This is a genomic window from bacterium SCSIO 12643, assembly GCA_024398135.1.
Classification (GTDB): domain Bacteria; phylum Bacteroidota; class Bacteroidia; order Flavobacteriales_G; family Salibacteraceae; genus CAJXZP01.
The window spans coordinates 346,024-364,758 of record CP073750.1 but is presented as its reverse complement, the minus strand read 5'-3'; the positions used below and the strand labels follow the sequence as shown (position 1 = coordinate 364,758).

Genomic DNA, 18,735 nt, shown 5'->3' with positions numbered 1-18,735 from the left:
AAATATTTTAACCGTATAGTTAATGACAAATGTGGTTTATACGTATTGTGTAAAGAGAAATGAATAATTAAGTTTACGACATGAAATATTAAACACACAAAACATTATGAAACTTTTTAAAACTCTTTTAGCGCTAACCATTACATTTAACTCTTTTGGACAGTCAGTTGATGATTATATAAGTAATCATAACATGACCTTTGAGAACATTCAAACTTCGGTTAAAGCCTTATATCAGAATAAGGCTATTCTTACCGATAGTGATTCTTCAGATTTAAAGAATTATGCCAGATGGGAGCAATTTTGGAAAACTAGATTGAACACTGATGGAACTACAGGTTATACAGATGCACCTGATGCTGGATTTGTAACTTGTGGAAGCCTGGGAAACTGGAAAAGTGAGGGGCCATCAACAATTCCCTTGGGGACCTTACCAATTAATTCTAATGGAATTGGTAGAATAGAAAGTATAGCAGTGTATGAGCAAAATCACGACATTGTATATGCAGGTTCAAATACTGGAGGCCTGTTTAAAAGTACCAATTTGGGTAATTCATGGCAAAGTGTATTTGACGTGGATTCTATTCGTGTTCCGGGTTTAGGTATTGTGGATATCGTAATTCATCCGACTAATTCTGATATTGTATGGATTGCAACAGGATTATCGGGTCCAATAAGTTCTCGGTATGGAGCAGGAATATATAAAACGACAAATGGAGGGCAAACCTGGGAAAATATATCTCAGACTTTTAATGGTACTACCCAATATAAAATTGTTGCAGATATTGAAATGTCACCACTGAACGTCAATGAGTTGTATGTAACCTATGAGGGTCAAATCATGAGGACATTGGATGGAGGTACCACTTTTTCAGTTTTTAGAACGGACCCCAATGGACAAAAATTTGATAAGTTAAAGATGATCAATTCAGGGGGGGATATGTTATTGTATGTGACTGCGCATAAGAATGGTTCAAATCCAGCTAGGGTCTGGCGTTATAATATGAATACTACCATATGGACAGATATTACTGATCCCAATATGACCGGAGAGCGTTTTTTTATAGATGTAACTCCTGCAGCGCCAGATAATTTATATTTAGAATATGTTGGAAAAGCATTTATTTCAAATGATAGAGGAAACACATATACGTCAAAGACAGCATCATTTAGTGGGCAAATACCCAATCGAAACGCATTGGCGGTTTCTCCTACCGAATCTAACATCTTTTACATTGGAGGAAAGGATGTGCATAGGACTATTAATAATGGAAATAGTTTTGTTGAATATACAAGTTATGGTAGTATTCATGATGATATTCATTCCATTGCATATATATCATCATCAGCCTCTGGGACGAATGGTATAAATGATTCATTGTTAATCGGAACAGATGGTGGTGTAAGCTTAATTGTCGGCCCCAGTTCAGTATATAAAAAGACGCGAAATGGTTTAGATATCACACAAGCCTGGGAATGTGACGTGAATAAATATGGCAAGGCTTATGAAGTTATGGGAACGCAGGATAATGGAACCATGTTGCAGGTAAATCGCCAATGGAGAAAAATATCAGGTGGAGATGGCGGAAGTTCAATGTTTACCAATTTTGGAGGTAAAGAATATGTGATTCATAGTACCAATAGCTATATTGGTATGTCGGATATTAATCAATTATCTTCTACGAAGACCATTGAAACAAATATTTGTGCTAAAGTAGGGATGCCAGGATCCTTGTGTTTAGGAGTTGCTACACATACTACTGCATTTATGTTGGATACACAGGATCCAAGTGTGTTTTATTTTGGACTTCATGATGTATATAAACATGATTTAACAGCATCAAATATATATGCTTCGCAAGTAAATATATCACCGACATTAAACTCCAAAAGATATGTGTCTGACTTAGCCATGTCTTATACCAATTCTAATCTGATCTATTTATCTACGGATAGAACGCAATGGGGTTCTGGAACATTGATTGATTCGGCATTATTTAAAACAACTGACGGTGGCGCAACCTGGATAGGGATTACTCCGGAATGGGCGGCCAGAGATAATTCATCCATAACGGATATTGAAGTCAATCCGGATGATGATCAAGAATTATGGATTACGTTAGGTGGTTTTTATGATAATTCAAATACTCCAAATCCAGATAAAGTATTTCATTCTACAAATGGAGGGACAACATGGAGTAATTACTCTGAGGGGTTAGAGAACTTTCCGGTACACCAGATTAAATATGAAAAAGGTTCCAATGATCGATTGTATTTAGCTACGGATATCGGTGTGTTTTATAGAGACGCATCTATGAATCAATGGGAATGCTTTAATTCAGGATTACCTTCAGTGGTGGTGATGGATGTAGAGATAAATTATTGTCATCGAAAAATATATGCAGCTACATATGGGCGAGGGATGTGGAGTACAGATTTATTACCTGCGAATGAAATTCTAGCAGGTAGTCCTAATGGTGAAGTATGGAATGCAGATCAAAAAATACATCAAACGATACATATCAAACCGGGAGATAAACTCACCATCAACAACGCGACCATCAGTATGGCAGCCGGAACCAAGATTATTGTAGATCAGGGGGCGGAGTTGATTTTAAACTCAAGTACCATTACCAATGAATGTGGGGCTTTTTGGGATGGCATTGAAGTATGGGGGAATAGTTCATATAACACCAATTCCCAGTATTGTCCTTCTGGGACATCTTGTTTGGTGGGGAAACTAACCATGAATTATTCCACTATTGAAAATGCGGATAATGCGGTGCGTTTATGGAATCCAAATGATTGGAATATGCGTGGGGGAATGATCTATGCAAGTAGTTCATTCTTTAAAAACAACCGAAGAGATGTAGAGTTTATGGCGTTTGAAAACCACTATAATAGTGGGCCAAATGCAGGACAAGTGGCGCCTTATCGCAGTGCGTTTTATAAATGTGATTTTATCATAGACCAGAACTATTTATTTGATGTGAAACCACCAAGAGATGCCATGGTAACCCTATGGCAAGTACGTGGAATTGATTTTGACGGATGTGATTTTAAAAACATCTCGGGGCAGAGTTTAAACAAAGCGGGGATTTACTCCTGGGATGCCGATTATACCGTAAAAGAATGGTGTAACCAGTATCCATGTACTACTCCGGTACAAAGTCATTTTATAGGACTAAAAGCCGGAATTGATGCCACCAGTAGTGGAATGGGCTATGCGTTTATGGTAGATACGACCAACTTTATCAATTGTGATTATGGGGTGGTGGCCAATGGAGTACAACATGCGGTGATTACCCGAAATTCATTTAGCCTGGATGCCAATGGTTTTGGGGTGCAACCCCCAAGTTCTATTGGGATTTATTTAAATGTGGCAGATCAATTTACCGTAACCCAAAATAAACTGGATGGACTCACGACTGGGATTCTAGCGCGTTCTACCGGTGGAGCAGTGAATCTGATTGATAAGAATGGTTTTGAGAATGCCTATTATGGGAATATGGCGTATAAGGATAATAATGACCCTGGTAATACTTTCTTTGGACTACAATATGAATGTAATCTCCATCAAAATCCGGGGATTTATGATATCACCATTCATGGAGGAACTGGAATTGCCAGAAATCAAGGAGCTTCAAATCATGCTGCGGATAATGCCTTTACCAATAGCAGTAGTTTATTTCCTGAAAAACATATTGCCAATAATTCTTCCATTGGGGTGATCATGAATTACTTTCATCATACCAATTCGGCAGGATATATTTTAGAACCGACCGATATTGATCCGTTAAAGGTCATTACCCATGATTTACAAGGGGGCATCAACCCTAATGATAATTGTCTTTCGAGTATTGAGCATTTTTTAAGTCAGGATCGCGGACGAATGGATCAACAAAAAGGAGAAAGTGAACGCAGTGTGTTTAATGAAGCTAAGTCCAATTACCATCAAGCGCAATATGTCTATACCAGTACGGTTGATGGTGGAGATACCTATGGGTTATTGAATACCGTGCAAACCACACAACCTCAGGATGCCTGGAATTTACGTAATGATTTAATCAATGATTCCCCGTTAAGTGATGAAGTGATTATAGAAACCATTAATGATGGATTATTGTCCAATGCGCTACTTTTGGATGTATTGATGGTGAATGCTCATGCTTCTCGAAATGAGGAAATCATGAACTTATTAGAAACCAAAACGGTTCCGATGCCGGCTTATATGATCAATACCTTTTTAGGATTATTTGAAGTACTGTCACAACGTGATGTACTCGAAGCTGAGATTGCCCATGAAGCCATAGCCATGAATAAATCTGCACGATTACTGATTGCCCACTGGATGGCGGATAGTACCGGAGATGATTCAGATAGTATTCCGGCACTCTTGGCTGAGATTCCAACGCCAATGGCGGATTTGCAACGCATCGCGTATTACCGCGGGATGGGAAATATGGAGCAAGCAAATTTGATTATGAGTGCGATGGATGATGCGCATGAACTAACCTCCTGGCAACAGGATATGATCTCAGGCGTTGAAGATGTATACAATATATATGATCAGGCCGTTTCCGGAGGGAAACAGCAATTGAAGGAGTTGAGTTCCATTACCGAGACGACTTTAGATAACTATAGTCAGGAAACTGATACCCGAAAAGGGGTGTATGCAAAATCGTGGTTAAAGTTTAGTCAGGAAGAGCTGTATTTACCGGAGATGGTGACCTATAACCCACCAGCAGGTAAAAGAGCGCAACAAAGCGTTTTTGAATTGCGCGAAGTACAAGAAGAAGTTATCTTTGAAATATTCCCAAATCCGGCACAGGAATATATTACAGTACAAAGTGCTGGATATGCTTCTGAAAATGTGATTCGTATAGAAATCATTAACAGCCAGGGGAAAGTGGTATTGACCAACCAAAAAATGAACACAGCAAGCCAAAATATTAATATGGGATCATTACCTACCGGAATGTATGTGATCCGTATTTTGGATGGAGCACATGAAGTACAAAAACAAATGTTAGAAATCATCAAATAATGCGATTCTTCTGGATCATCATATTATTCGGATTAGGCTCTCAGTTGGGAGCCCAATCCACCTATTTTAATATGCGGTACCCGGAAACGGGTGCCTGGGGAAGCGGCACTCGGGCCATAGTGAATCAAAATGATTCATTATATGTGAATATCGGCTATAACTTTAATGCAGCCGGGTTTAAAAGTCAGACTTTTTCGACCATGAACATTACCAATGGAAGCAATACCCTTGGTGTAAGAATAGAAGCAGATAGTACAGAAGTTTTTTCAGGTTCATTAATTGGTTATTCTCAAGGAGGATTTTATGATGTAATGAGTATTGAATCCATAACCGATAGTTTGGTTTATCGATATATGGTCGTTAAGTATGATGTTTATGGCGATACAGTCTTTACTAAAACATATATAGATAATTCTTTGTTTCTGTCAGTACTTGATGTTGTAGAAGATAGGGATGAGGGGTTAGTATTTGTCGGAAGAATTCAAACTATTCCTGCAAATCAAATGGGAACAGAAGATATAATTTTGATTAAAACTGATAGTTTAGGTAATGAACTATGGCGTAGGGTTTATGGAAATACTACGAATTTTGAACAAGGTTTTTCGGTTCAAATTACTCCAGATAGTGGCTATATAATAGGAGGAGCGGTTTATCACCCGGATTTTTCAGATGAACAACGTCCGTATATTATTAAGATTGATAGTGTTGGAAATGTGGAGTGGGAACAAACGTATGGGGCAGTAGATACCAACAATTTACCCGTGTATAATATTATAAATACACAAGATGGAGGTTACGCATTTGTAGGTGGTTTGGGGGTTATGAAATATACTGGGTCTGATACTCATTTTCCCTGGATAGTGAAATTGGATAGTCAGGGAAATATCATGTGGTCTAAGATGAATAAAGAAGGTTCTCCTTCACCTGTATTTTCAGAATATCACGATTTGATAGAATTAGCCGATGGGAGTTTGGTAGTTTGTGGAACGCATGTTAGACTTAATCTAGATACTGTAAATTTTAAGGGAAAATACAGTACGATGGGTGTGATTGCTAAATATTCTGCGAATGGAGATTCCTTATGGAGTAGAAGTTTTGTTCATCCTGAGAACGTACAAAGTCCCTGGTCCGATCATTTTTTTAATAGTATAGTACAAACAGATGATGGAGGTTTTGCAGCAGCAGGATATTTGCTCCCCAATCCACCCGATACCGGAACGCAAGATACCTGGGTGGTCAAAGTAGATAGTTTTGGATGTTTAGTTCAAGGCTGTGAAGTGGTAAGTGTTCCTCAAATAGAAACATCTATTGCTGCGCTAAAAATATATCCCAACCCAACACATAATCTTCTAAATATCGAAATCACTCCCAATGGGAACCCTCGCGTATATGATTTTGAACTTTATGATTTGTTAGGTAAACGCGTACTGACTCAAAAACTGCAATCGTATCAAAATACGATATCCGTTTCCGGTTTAGCCTCAGGAATCTATACCTATAAAATCGATGAGGTATGGGGGAAGATAGTTATTGAATAACTAAAAGCTTAATAAGATGAATTTAAGATATTTATTTATTTTTTGTTTGTGCCCAGTATGGTTAATGGGACAATGGACTTCTCCAATAAACTTTGAAGACAGCAATTATTTGGATCTGATTATAATAGATACACTATCTAATCCCAATAATATCTGGCAGATTGGGAAACCTCAAAAAGTGCTATTTGATAGTGCTCAGACCAGTCCCAATGCGATAATTACAGATACGGTCAATACGTATCCAATTAATGATACATCATCTTTTTATTTATGGCATACAAATCATCTTACTCCATATAATTGGCCAGCTTTATTGTTCAATTATAAAATTGATTCAGATTCATTATATGACTTTGGTAAAATTGAATTTTCAACTGATAAGGGAGTTTCTTGGTATTCTTTAGCTGATACCAATTTACCATATAACTTAAGGTGTAGTAGTTGTAAAGATTTATTTACTGGAAATAGTGGTTCTGATTGGTTAGATTTCGGAATAGCCTTTGTTGGTTGGGATGATTATTTTGGATATACAGATAGTATTTTATTCAAATTTACGTTCTATAGTGATGGTATTCATAATGATCGTGAAGGTTGGATGATAGATAATATTTTTACCTACGATTATTATATGGACGTTCAGGAGAGTAACAATGTCTCCCAGATTAATATAACCCCAAACCCAGCACAAGAAACCATCCGAATTCAATTTTTAGACCCCAATATTCGAGACGCCCAAGAATTAAAGATTTATTCCATCACCGGACAATTGGTACTTCATCAAATGACTTACCCACCGGAATCGGAGATCAATATTGAAATGTTGGAATCCGGAGTATATATGTATATCGTAGGGGATCAGAGAGGGAAGATGGTCGTGGAGTGATATAATTAAACAAAAAGCCTATGAGAACTTTATACTTAATAGTGATTTTAGTTGGAATATTTGAGATAGGAAACGCTCAAACTTATGTTCCGTTTCCAACCGAAAATATGAGGTGGAAAGGAATGGAATATATGTATTATCCGAACTCTAGGAAGTTTTATGATGTTATTATTGACGGAGACACAATTATTGGGGGGATAACATATCATAAGCTTATCGAAAAAAGTTGGACGTATTATGCTCAGGGAGGTTTAACATATAAACCTCCAGTATTTTCTCAAAAATATATGGGTGTTTTTCGGAATGATAGCATAAATAAAAAGATTTACTTATTAGCTGAAGGATGGAATAAAGAGGAAATTTGGTATGATTTCAGTTTAAATATTGGAGATACTATGGTTAATCCTTTTCATCCGGTATCATATAAATCTGTAATTGATATAGATACAATTAATATTGACGGGTTAGCGAGAAGAAGATTGTTATTAGCCGAATGCGGTGATTCAACTAATTTATTGGCTAATTTATATTTTATAGAAGGCATTGGGAGTACTTTCGGACCATTCGCTTCGTATGATTGTGCTTACGAGGATTCTGAAATATTAAAATGTGTGGAGCAAAATGGTAGTGTAATCTATTATTTATTCGCTTTAGATTCTGCCTGTTCAATAATAAATTCGGTTGAGCATTTAGATAGTAGTTCAGGAAAGTTAGGAATATCCCCAAACCCTGCTCAAGAAACCATCCGAATTCAATTTTTAGACCCTAATATTCGTGCTTCACAAGAACTAAAGATTTATTCCATCACCGGACAATTGGTATTTCATCAAATGATTCGTCCACCGGAATCGGAGATCAATATTGAAACGCTGGAATCTGGAGTGTATATGTATACGATAGGTGATCAGAAAGGGAAGATGGTGGTGGAGTAACTTTAAACTTAACAAGAGATGGATTTTAAATATATATTGTTTTTTTGTCTACTCCCTTTTGGGACTTTGGGGCAAGAAGTAATCTCTTTTGACGATACCAGTAATTTGGATTTGATTATCATAGATACCTTATCTAATCCCAATAATATATGGCAGATTGGGAAACCTCAAAAAGGCTCTTTTAACAGTGCTTATTCTGATCCAAACGTCATGGTTACTGATACAATAAATCCTTATCCAATTAACGACACATCTGTATTTTATTTGTGGTATACTGAACATAAAGAACCTGGGTGGTGGCCTACTTTAGAATTTAAATTTAAAACTGATACTGACTCGTTAAATGATTATGGAGAGATTCAATTTTCTCCAGATAAAGGAAGTACTTGGTTTAAGGTTGAAGATAACAATCCTGGTATTTCGGTAAATTGTAATTGTAATCGAAATAACCCTTTTACAGGAAGAAATTTACATTGGACGGATATGTTTATAGGGTTTGGTAATTGGGATGATAATTATGGTTATACTGATAGTATTCTATTTAAATTTATTTTTTACTCTGACAATATTCCCGATGTTAAGGATGGATGGATAATAGATGATATAAAGATGTATGATTATATATCAAACATAGTAGAGAAGAATATTGAGTTAAAAATCAATATTAACCCTAACCCAGCTCAAGAAACCATTCGAATTCAATTTTTAGACCCCAATATTCGAGACGCCCAAGAATTAAAGATTTATTCTATAACCGGACAATTGGTGATTCATCAAATGATTAATCCACCGAAATCGGAGATCAATATTGAAACGCTGGAACCCGGAGTGTATATGTATACCATAGGGGATCAGAGAGGGAAGATGGTCGTGGAGTAACTAAAAACTTAACAAGATGAAATATTTGAAACTACTTATTTTTTTAAATCTAATAATAGTCCAGGTGAATTCTTACTCTCAGATTGATTCATTTTCAATCTGTAATTCTTTTGATTCAAATGTTGTTTTAATAAACATAGATAGTAGTGGAATTTGGGAAATTGGCAAACCAAATAAATCTGAGTTTGATAGTTCTTATTCAGGTTTAAATTCGATCGTTACGGATTTGGATTCGTTATATCCTAACAAGGATACTTCAATATTTTATGCTTCGTATTCGTATCATGGGTGGATACCCAATTATCTAGGACTATTTTATCCTTTGGAGATTGAATTGATACATCGATTTGATACAGACTCAATTTATGATTACGGAACTATTGAAATGTCATTTAACGGAGGAAACACCTGGTATGATGTTTTGTCCAGTACATATAATTATACCTGGGGGGATTATGAAAATTACCACTATTTTTTTGGCCTTAATGATACAATCTTTGATAGTTTATCAGTTACAGGAAACTCAAATGGTTGGGTACATTCAAAAATTTCAAAGAATATTGAACAGCTTGTTTTTGGTGATTCTCTTTTCAAAGAGGATAGTATTTTGTTGAAATTCAGTTTTGTGGCTGATAGTATAGGCAGACATGAAGGATGGCAAATTGATAACCTATGTATTAAAATGGATATTTTTAATAATGTTAATGAGCTTGCAAATGAAACCGTAATCAATATATCCCCAAACCCAGCGCAAGAAACCATCCGACTTCAATTTTTAGACCCTAATATTCGAGACTCACAAGAATTGAAAATCTATTCTATCACCGGACAATTAGTGTTATATCAAATAATTCATCCACCGGAATCGGAGATCAATATTAAAACACTGGAATCGGGAGTGTATATGTATGTGATAGGGGATTATAGAGGGAAGATTGTTATTGAATAATTAAAGACTTAAATAGGATGAATTTGAAATATTTACTTACTATTTGTTTATTCCCTTTAGAGGTATTTAGTCAATCAGCCATTAGAATAAGCTTTGATGATACTAATAATTTGGATCTGATTACGATAGATACAGTATCTAATCCAAATAATATCTGGCAGATTGGGAAGCCACAAAAATCGAATTTTACTAGTTCTACAACTCAGCCAAACGCGATTGTTACTGATACTATAAATCCGTACTCTGTAAATGATACTTCTACATTTTATTTATGGTTTCCTAAACTTAATAGTTCTTGGGAATGGCCTGAACTAAATTTTGTGTACATGGTCGATATGGATTCGGTAAATGATTTTGGAGAAATACAATATTCTAGAGATAAGGGAATTACTTGGCAGATAATTGACGATGGTCAGTTTAAAGGTCATAGCTCAAATTGGCAAGGTTTTACCTTTGGCGCAAGTTGGGGAAATTCTGATAGTTTGTTATTTAAGTTCACCATCTATAGTGATAGTGTTTCAGAAGGAAGAGATGGATGGATAATTGATGATATTTATATGTTTGATTTTCCACAAAGCGTTTATGAGAATAATAAAGAAACAAAAGTTAAAATAACCCCAAACCCAGCACAAGAAACCATTCGAATTCAATTTTTAGACCCCAATATACGAGATTCCCAGGAACTAAAGATTTATTCCATTACCGGACAATTGGTGCTGCATCAAATGATTTATCCACCGGAATCGGAGATTAATATTGAAACATTGGAATCTGGTGTGTATATGTATGTGATAGGGGATTATAGAGGGAAGATGGTGGTGGAGTGATATAATTAAATAAAAAGCCTATGAGAACTTTATACTTAATAGTGATTTTATTTGGAATATTTCAGATTGGAAATTCACAATCGTATGTTCCTTTTCCTACTAAGCATATGAGGTGGAAAGGATTTGAAACCAATCATGAAGGTTATTGGCGTAAATATGAAATTATAGTTGATAGTGATACAGTTATTAGTGGTAAGGTATATCATAAACTTATGGAACGGAGTTTAATCTATCCTTGGGAATGGGGAGGTATTTTTAATTCGACTCCATATTTTGTTCAAGAACAAATTGGTTATTTCAGGAATGATAGTACTGAAAGAAAGGTCTATTTAAGGATGAACGATTGGAATGATGATAGGGTGTGGTATGACTTTAGCTTAAATATTGGTGATACTCTAAAACATCCTATTTATAACAACTTTAGAACTGTAAAGAGTATAGATACAATAGATATAGACGGAATACCCAGAAAACGTTTATTATTAGATAGTTGTATAGAATGGCAAGATGTATATCTATATCATATTGAGGGTATTGGTAGTAATTTTGGGCCATTAGGATCTTTTTATTGTCCATTTGAAAGCAGTGAAAGCCTAAATTGTGTTGTCCAGAATGGAAATGTAATTTATTCAGTAATTACTTGCGATACAAATTGTGCTGTTATAAATTCGGTTAAGCGTTTAGATGTTAGTTCAGAGAAGTTAGGAATATCCCCAAACCCGGCTCAAGAAACCATCCGAATTCAATTTTTAGATCCTAATATTCGAGACGCCCAAGAATTAAAGATTTATTCCATCACCGGACAATTGGTACTACATCAAATGATTTATCCACCGGAATCGGAGATCAATATTGAAACGCTGGAATCCGGGGTATATATGTATGTGATAGGGGATCAGAGAGGGAAGATGGTCGTGGAGTAAGGAGGGTTGAGTTTTGAGTGATGAGGTTTGATTGGTGTAGAGTTTACAGAGGGCACTTCGACTTGCTTCGGCTCCGCTCAGCACAGGACGCCCAGCACCCAGTTTATTGGTCGATAATGGCAGCTACGTCTTGTTATGTAAACTTCTTTGAGTACACTTTCGTGTGAAATGATTAGATAGCAACAGAAAGGAGAGAGGGGAACTTATAGTTGCTGGGTTTAATCGGTCACAAAAAAACCGGTAACTCTCGTTACCGGTCTCAAGTTCTTGTTAGCGGTTTAGACTGCCAAGACAGTGGTTAGTGTTTGTAAGTGATTAGCGGTTTGATTATTAAAATAACCAGGTAGCTAGTTGGTGTTTTGGTGTGTTAGTGGGGGAAGCATTTAAACTTCTGGAAGCAAATATGTGTGGTAAATCTCTATGGGCGATACACTATAATTTCAAAGATTTTAAAATTTAAGTGTTGTTTTAAATCTAGATTCAAACATTGTAAAAATAATGAATTTGTAAGATTGAATAAGGTTAAATAAAATAATATTTTGAGTTAAAATGTAATTTGACTTATTTGTGAGAAATGAAAATATAAAAAAAGCCGTTCCCAACAAAGTCGAGAATGGCTCTTCTTTTTAGTATTATGAATTATAGATTCCCGTAAGTAGCGCTATAATTTAACATTTGCTCTTCGAATGAATTTGCATACTTGATTTCAAAGCCTACGATGTCATTACCTGCAGTTACAGGAACAATCATTGGGTTTACGAAACCAGAGAATGCAGGAACGTTTAATTTTTCAGAACGTGCCAATACCTCATCATGAAGTTCCGGATCTACCTTTACACCGTATCCTTCAACCAATGCCATTCCAGCTTCGTAATCGCCTTCAGACTTGATACGTTGAATTTCTTTTAGTAGATCACCGAAAATGCTTTGAAGTTTTACGTAGTCGTTAATCACAAAGTAAGTCTTTCCATCTTTAGTGATTTTTTCGATTACGTTCTCAGCTTGTCCTTTTTCATACGCCCATGATGCCACCAACTGACGGTTACGCATATGCGCTTCTTCCAGGTGTTCGCCTTTTTTAAGACGTCTTAATTGAACCATCATACCATTTCTGATATAACCATCATATTCTGCTTTACCCACTTCTAAAGACTCCATTAAACCAATTTCAATTAGTTTATTGTTCATTAAGTAATATAAAGCAACCAAATCAGCTCTCGCTTCTTCCAAAGTAGACGCGTAGTTCTTTAAAGTTTCTTTAGGAGTTCCTACACCAGGATTTAACTGGCCGGAAGCATGTCCTACAACTTCGTGTAATGCGGTATGTAATTTACCACCTAGCTGACCGTGTTTTTTAGCTCTTTCTTTTTCTTCTTCAGAATACGCAAATTCATCTGTATATGCACCACCACTTGCATTGTCATACGCAGAAATGATGTTACCTAAGCTTACAGACTTAGAACCATGAGTAGCACGAATCCAGTTGGCATTTGGTAAGTTTACACCAATTGGAGTAGAAGGAGAACTATCTCCGGACTCACCAGCAACAGTTACTACTTTATAAGTTACTCCAGTAACTTTTTTCTTTTTGTGCTCATCCATGATTGAAGAATTGTCTTCAAACCACTGTACGTTATCTGCTACAACAGCCATTTGCTTAGAAGCCTCAAAGTCTTTGATCTGTACGATATTTTCGTAAGATCCTTTGTATCCTAAAGGATCGTTGTAAACCTCAATAAAACTATTGATATAATCGATGTCTCCTTCAGTTGCACCACACCAAGCAATATTGTAAGCATCCCAGACTTTTAAATCACCTGTTTTGTAATACTCGATTAATAATTTTAAAGCATCAGCCTGTGCTTGATTTTCTGCTACTTCCACGGCTTTTTCCAACCAACCAATGATTTTAGTAATCGCTGGACCGTACATTCCATCAGCTTTCCAAACGACCTCTGAAATAGTTCCATCCTCATTTTTTACCAATTTAGAATTTAATCCATATGAAATTGGCTCTTTAGAATCAGCATCAATGATTGCAGCATAATATGCCTCCGCTTCTTTTTGAGTGATCTCCGGATCATAGAAATTGATCGCAGAACTTAAAACTAAATCAGACTTAGGATCTAAGCTTACTTTCTTAGCGTCTTTAGCCGGGTCAAACATGATGTCAACGATTTCAGCATCAAGCTGAGTTCCGGTTTCTGTTAAAAGTTGGTTGAAATACTCTTTTGAGAATTCTGGAGTAAATTTATAATTCGCATAATGGTGGTGAATCCCGTTAGAGAACCAAATTCTTTTGGTGTACTCCATAAAGTTGTTCCAATCCGCAGAAGTTTTATCAGCTTCGTAATTTTTTACGATGTTTTCTAAAGCTTTACGAATTTCAATATTGTGACGATAGTTTTGATCCCAAATAATATCTCGGCCTTCGTAACCAGCCTGAGTTAAGTAATACACTAACTTTTGTTGTTGAAGTGTTAGTTGATCCCATCCCGGAATCTGGTATCTCAGCACTCTTAAATCAGCGAAATCTTCAACAATCCATTCAAAATTGGTAGTCTTTTCTTCTTGTACCATTTCCTGTTTGTTTTCTGTTGGTGTTTCTTTGGGTTCATTTGTCGCACATGAGCCCAACATACATGAGGCCACAATGGCTCCAATAATTGTATTTGTTTTCATTCAATATTTATTTTGAGTATAGCCACAAATGTAACGATTGAGATGCGGAAATCTCAATTAATATAGAATGTTTATACACAGAAAATTAACTAAATGAAATGTGTGAGGTAAGAAATAAAAACGATTGATTTGGTTTAATGTGAATAGAGGTTTACCAGTTGCCCTCTTCTTCATCTAACAGCATCAAAGCTTCTGTGATCTCTCCTAAAGACTTTTGATCTTTGTTTTTAGTCGCCACGATTTTACCCGCATGATATGTTTGTATCGCTTTTTTGAGCTTTTTATCATTTTCATACATCTTACCCAGTTTAAAGTAGGCGTCAGTGTATTCGGGATCATTAATGATCAATTTTTCAATGATGTTTATGGCCCTTTTACGGTTTCCAGCCTGCTGGTGTTCCACAGCAGCTGCAAATGCGAGATACGAATCTTTGGGGTTTTTTTCGTGCATTTGATTGATGAATTGTAGTCTGTTTTGTTCCATGTTTTAGGTTTTGTTCTCTCAAAGATAGCTGAAAACAATCCCTATTTTGGAGGGGTTTTAAAACGTTATGAAACAACTTTTCAACATTATTGATATATAAATCAATACATTATGCAAGCAGATTAAAACTAGCGTTTCTTTCCTTTCTCAAAAAACTCCACCAGCTTTTTAAATAGATCATAGTATAGGGTAACCATCATCAAAATACTCATGCACCAAAGTACTCCTACATTAAACCAGAAGGTATCTATGGTTTGACTTCCCAGTTTTTTATTGGCAGCATAAAAATGGGAACGAATTCCGGCCGCATCCCTAAATACGGGATCGACAATCGGTACTAATGCGTCATCAATGACAATGACTTTATTGAACTTGTTGTTGAGCCTTACCAGATCGGTTAGTGTTTCATTAAAATAGCGCTCTTTTAAAAGATTAAAGTAATTGTTTTCATCACTATTTTTTTCAATCTGATAAATAAGTTTATCACGCTCTTTGGATTGATTAGTGAATTCCTTGTTCAGGTACTTTTTATATTCCTGAAGATAGTATTCAATCTTTTTGACCCGTTTTTGATCAATATTCGGAATGGTGAAGTCAGATTTAAAGACGAATTGAGGAAACTCAATTCCCGGATGTTTTCTAGCTACTTCATTCTGGATGATTTTTCCAAATCGGTTGATTTTTTCTTCCGATTTTGGATTTTTCAGATTGTATCGAATAAACTGAAGTTGTGATTCCAGTTCACTGATCCAGTAGGTCTTTAAATAGTTGATCTGGCTTAATTTTTTGTCGACAGGATACAATTGTTTTTCCAGTGGATTATCCTTGAATTGAGTGACCATTAACGCTTCATAAGCCCAACGTGAAGCCATCGCCTCACCAATTACCGGAACAACCTTTCTGGAGCTTACAGCAGGGTTTAATCGGTCAAAGCTCACGATTACGCCACTAAAAATAAGTTGAGGGATAATCATAAATGGAATAAGTATATAAATCGCAACAGCAGAATTGAAACTGTTGGAGATATTTAACCCGACCATATTGGCAAAGAAAGAGGTAGAGAACATGACCAACCAATAGCGCCAATACATCGATTCGATTCCTAAAATAGAATTCCCCACTAAAATGAATAGTAAGGTTTGTATGGCAGAGATAAAAAAGAGGAGGACAAACTTTGAGGATAAATAGCTGCCTTTACTCAGACTTAAGAATTTTTCTCTTTTTTGAAGTTTGCGATCTCTGAAAATCTCTTCTGCACTCACCGTCATCCCTATAAATAGTGCGACCACTACTGCCATAAATATATAGGCTGGTATGTTTTCATTAAACAAATATTTATAAGCTTCCTGGCCATCGCGACTCCAGGCGGAATATCTTACAAAATAGGAGATGAACAAAGCCAGTAATGGGGCTTCCAGAAGATTGATAATGAGGTATTGTTTATTGGTGATTTTTGATAGGACATCTCTTTTCAAGAAGATCAAAAACTGTTTAAGTGGATGCGGAGTAGATAATGAACTCGGAAGCTGAACCTCTTGCTCAATCGGTGGAGCCGTTACTTTTTCCGGTTCGTTCTTTTTATACTTTTTGTACCACTCTTGTGGAGGTGTTTTTCTTCGATCTGTTTTTTTACCGTATTCATTGACTACTTTCTGATCAATAATATCGAAGATTAATTCAGAGTTGACATTACCACAAGTGAGACACTCACTTTCATCTGCATCAATATGTCGCGCCAGACTCTTGAAGTAGGTGACACTTTCTACCGGTTCACCATAATAGATGGTATACCCGCCATTATCCAGAAGTAATAAACGATCAAATAGTTTGAAGATATATGAAGACGGTTGATGGATTACAATGAATACAAGTTTACCTTTTAAGGCTAGCTCTTTCATTAAATCCATAATATTTTCCGAGTCTCTGGAGGATAATCCGGATGTAGGCTCATCTACGAATAGAATGGAAGGTTCTCGGATCAATTCCAATGCGATATTCAATCTTTTTCTTTGTCCTCCGGAAATTACTTTATCAATTGGATTACCGACCTTAAGATCTTTGACTTTGTAGAGTCCCAGTGACTTAAGTACATCATTGACTTTATGCGTGATTTCTTTATCCGATAAATTTGAAAAACTCAGTTTCGCACTAAAGAAAAGGTTTTGGAATACCGTAAGCTCTTCAATAAGTAGATCGTCCTGAGAAATAAATCCGATAACACCTTTGATATCTTCTTCATTTTTGTTGATATCCACGCCATTAATGGTGACTTTTCCGGTGGTAGGTTTGTAATTGCCGTTAAGGACATTCAACATGGTGGATTTTCCGGAACCACTGCCCCCCATAATTCCTACGAGTCGACCTGTGCGCTCTCTAAAGCTGAATTCATGAAGTCCCACATCACCGGAAGGGAAGTCGTAAGATATTTTATGTGCCTGGAAAACAATTTTTTCGCTGGCAGATTCATTCACAAAAACGGAAAGAATATCACTAAAATAGACCGGGTTCATCTTGTTGCCTCTAAGGGCTGAACCGCTATTGAAAATGTATGTTCTTTCCGGAGCTACCGCAGAACCGTTTAAGAACAATCCTGATGTACCCACATACCTAAAGACATACATATTGATTTCCTTGATTTGCAGAATGATCAGAACACCATCAAAATTAGCTCCCGAAATGTATTTGGTTTTTTTGAATTCTTTATGCGCATCCTTAGAAACCACCATCATTTGGCTGTTATCCGGACAGTTTCCAATTTTTACTTTGGTAAATTCTACAGCATTTTTGTAATTCTCTTCAGAGATACTAAAGGTATCACATAGAATCTCAACGAATCTGGATTCATGTTCAGAAATATTACCATCCACGAAGATGTATTCCAGTAATCTAAACAGAACAATAAACTTTTGAACTTTGCTGAGTTCCGCATTAATGCTCTCGCAAATTGACTTTACATTTTCTGGATTAAGAGCTTCCTCATAGCTGGAATTACCAGAATGAAATTCATGAAGATACTCGTCATAAATTGCAAGAAATTTATTGACACGTTCTTTACGCAATTCTGTTCTTAGAGAGTGCTTGATGATATCCCGACTCTCATTGGTGATATCATTAGTATTGGATGCCAGCGCAAAGAGCTGCATCATTGCCCTCAATATTTCCTCACTCATGGTATTAGTAGGTTTTTACTTAGTTAGTAAGTGACGATTGATTAAAAATTAGCTCTAAAAATACTTATATTTTGTAAAGCAGGTATGAAATTTTGTTTTGCTATAATTGAATTTCTTTTTTTCCTTTTAATTTATCAATATGGCAGCCATCGCTGTCTATGATATATCTCTCGTTAATGACAATAGAATCATTTATTTCCCCAATAAACCTGAAGGTTTCGGGAAATTGTATGATGTCGTTATAATCATCATCTAAAATTGGATATAAGGTATCAGAATGAAAAGGAAAGGAAGACTTAAACCGAATGGTATCTTCACTTAAGTCCCGAATAGTATAAAAGTCAGTTAGAGTCTCTCCCGAAACGTTAACAACGATTGTTATCATATTGTAGTTACAAACTTTCCTACAAGATGAAAAATA

Annotated in this window: 12 protein-coding genes; 8 read left to right on the top strand and 4 right to left on the bottom strand. The window is 36.1% G+C overall.

The features are described from left to right. The first annotated feature begins 106 nt into the window (after positions 1-106). From KFE94_01540 to KFE94_01505, 8 genes are read left to right on the top strand one after another with little or no spacing between them, the layout of a single operon-like run. The gene (locus KFE94_01540) at positions 107-5,047 is read left to right on the top strand and encodes a T9SS type A sorting domain-containing protein (GenBank protein UTW66825.1); all 4,941 of its coding nucleotides are present in this window, start codon (positions 107-109) and stop codon (positions 5,045-5,047) included. Beyond that, positions 5,047-6,585 (top strand): T9SS type A sorting domain-containing protein, encoded by a 1,539-nt coding sequence (locus KFE94_01535; GenBank protein UTW66824.1) that lies wholly within the window; start codon positions 5,047-5,049, stop codon positions 6,583-6,585. The genes KFE94_01540 and KFE94_01535 overlap by 1 nt, the downstream gene beginning before the upstream one ends. Before the next feature lie 16 nt (positions 6,586-6,601). Then, positions 6,602-7,468 carry a T9SS type A sorting domain-containing protein gene (locus tag KFE94_01530; GenBank protein UTW66823.1) on the top strand — a complete coding sequence of 289 codons (867 nt, stop codon included), beginning with the start codon at positions 6,602-6,604 and terminating at the stop codon, positions 7,466-7,468. 20 nt (positions 7,469-7,488) lie between these two features. Then, positions 7,489-8,400, top strand: coding sequence for a T9SS type A sorting domain-containing protein (locus KFE94_01525; protein UTW66822.1), 912 nt, complete (start codon positions 7,489-7,491; stop codon positions 8,398-8,400). Between the two features lie 18 nt (positions 8,401-8,418). Next, a complete protein-coding gene (locus KFE94_01520; protein ID UTW66821.1) occupies positions 8,419-9,279 on the top strand; it encodes a T9SS type A sorting domain-containing protein in 861 nt (286 codons plus the stop codon). 16 nt (positions 9,280-9,295) lie between these two features. Next, positions 9,296-10,228 carry a T9SS type A sorting domain-containing protein gene (locus tag KFE94_01515; protein ID UTW66820.1) on the top strand — a complete coding sequence of 311 codons (933 nt, stop codon included), beginning with the start codon at positions 9,296-9,298 and terminating at the stop codon, positions 10,226-10,228. A gap of 23 nt (positions 10,229-10,251) precedes the next feature. After that, on the top strand, positions 10,252-11,055 hold the full coding sequence (locus KFE94_01510; GenBank protein ID UTW66819.1) for a T9SS type A sorting domain-containing protein: 804 nt from the start codon (positions 10,252-10,254) through the stop codon (positions 11,053-11,055). Between the two features lie 20 nt (positions 11,056-11,075). Further along, positions 11,076-11,978 (top strand): T9SS type A sorting domain-containing protein, encoded by a 903-nt coding sequence (locus KFE94_01505; protein UTW66818.1) that lies wholly within the window; start codon positions 11,076-11,078, stop codon positions 11,976-11,978. 639 nt (positions 11,979-12,617) lie between these two features. Here KFE94_01505 and KFE94_01500 read toward each other — a convergent pair. The 4 genes from KFE94_01500 to KFE94_01485 all read right to left on the bottom strand — a co-directional run bounded on the left by KFE94_01500 (position 12,618) and on the right by KFE94_01485 (position 18,699). After that, positions 12,618-14,660 (bottom strand): dihydrofolate reductase, encoded by a 2,043-nt coding sequence (locus tag KFE94_01500; protein UTW66817.1) that lies wholly within the window; start codon positions 14,658-14,660, stop codon positions 12,618-12,620. A gap of 151 nt (positions 14,661-14,811) precedes the next feature. Then, positions 14,812-15,144, bottom strand: coding sequence for a tetratricopeptide repeat protein (locus tag KFE94_01495; protein UTW66816.1), 333 nt, complete (start codon positions 15,142-15,144; stop codon positions 14,812-14,814). A gap of 128 nt (positions 15,145-15,272) precedes the next feature. Beyond that, entirely contained in the window at positions 15,273-18,314 is a 3,042-nt protein-coding gene (locus KFE94_01490; GenBank protein UTW66815.1) for an ATP-binding cassette domain-containing protein, read from the bottom strand. 100 nt (positions 18,315-18,414) lie between these two features. Then, on the bottom strand, positions 18,415-18,699 hold the full coding sequence (locus KFE94_01485) for a hypothetical protein (protein UTW66814.1): 285 nt from the start codon (positions 18,697-18,699) through the stop codon (positions 18,415-18,417). Between the last annotated feature and the right edge of the window lie 36 nt (positions 18,700-18,735).

Excerpts from the sequence above, each read along its gene's own strand:
- KFE94_01500 (UTW66817.1), bottom strand. The coding sequence starts at position 14,660 with ATGAAAACAAATACAATTATTGGAGCCATTGTGGCCTCATGTATGTTG.
- KFE94_01530 (UTW66823.1), top strand. The coding sequence starts at position 6,602 with ATGAATTTAAGATATTTATTTATTTTTTGTTTGTGCCCAGTATGGTTA.
- KFE94_01485 (UTW66814.1), bottom strand. The coding sequence starts at position 18,699 with ATGATAACAATCGTTGTTAACGTTTCGGGAGAGACTCTAACTGACTTT.
- KFE94_01540 (UTW66825.1), top strand. The coding sequence starts at position 107 with ATGAAACTTTTTAAAACTCTTTTAGCGCTAACCATTACATTTAACTCT.
- KFE94_01520 (UTW66821.1), top strand. The coding sequence starts at position 8,419 with ATGGATTTTAAATATATATTGTTTTTTTGTCTACTCCCTTTTGGGACT.
- KFE94_01525 (UTW66822.1), top strand. The coding sequence starts at position 7,489 with ATGAGAACTTTATACTTAATAGTGATTTTAGTTGGAATATTTGAGATA.
- KFE94_01515 (UTW66820.1), top strand. The coding sequence starts at position 9,296 with ATGAAATATTTGAAACTACTTATTTTTTTAAATCTAATAATAGTCCAG.
- KFE94_01490 (UTW66815.1), bottom strand. The coding sequence starts at position 18,314 with ATGAGTGAGGAAATATTGAGGGCAATGATGCAGCTCTTTGCGCTGGCA.
- KFE94_01505 (UTW66818.1), top strand. The coding sequence starts at position 11,076 with ATGAGAACTTTATACTTAATAGTGATTTTATTTGGAATATTTCAGATT.
- KFE94_01495 (UTW66816.1), bottom strand. The coding sequence starts at position 15,144 with ATGGAACAAAACAGACTACAATTCATCAATCAAATGCACGAAAAAAAC.
- KFE94_01535 (UTW66824.1), top strand. The coding sequence starts at position 5,047 with ATGCGATTCTTCTGGATCATCATATTATTCGGATTAGGCTCTCAGTTG.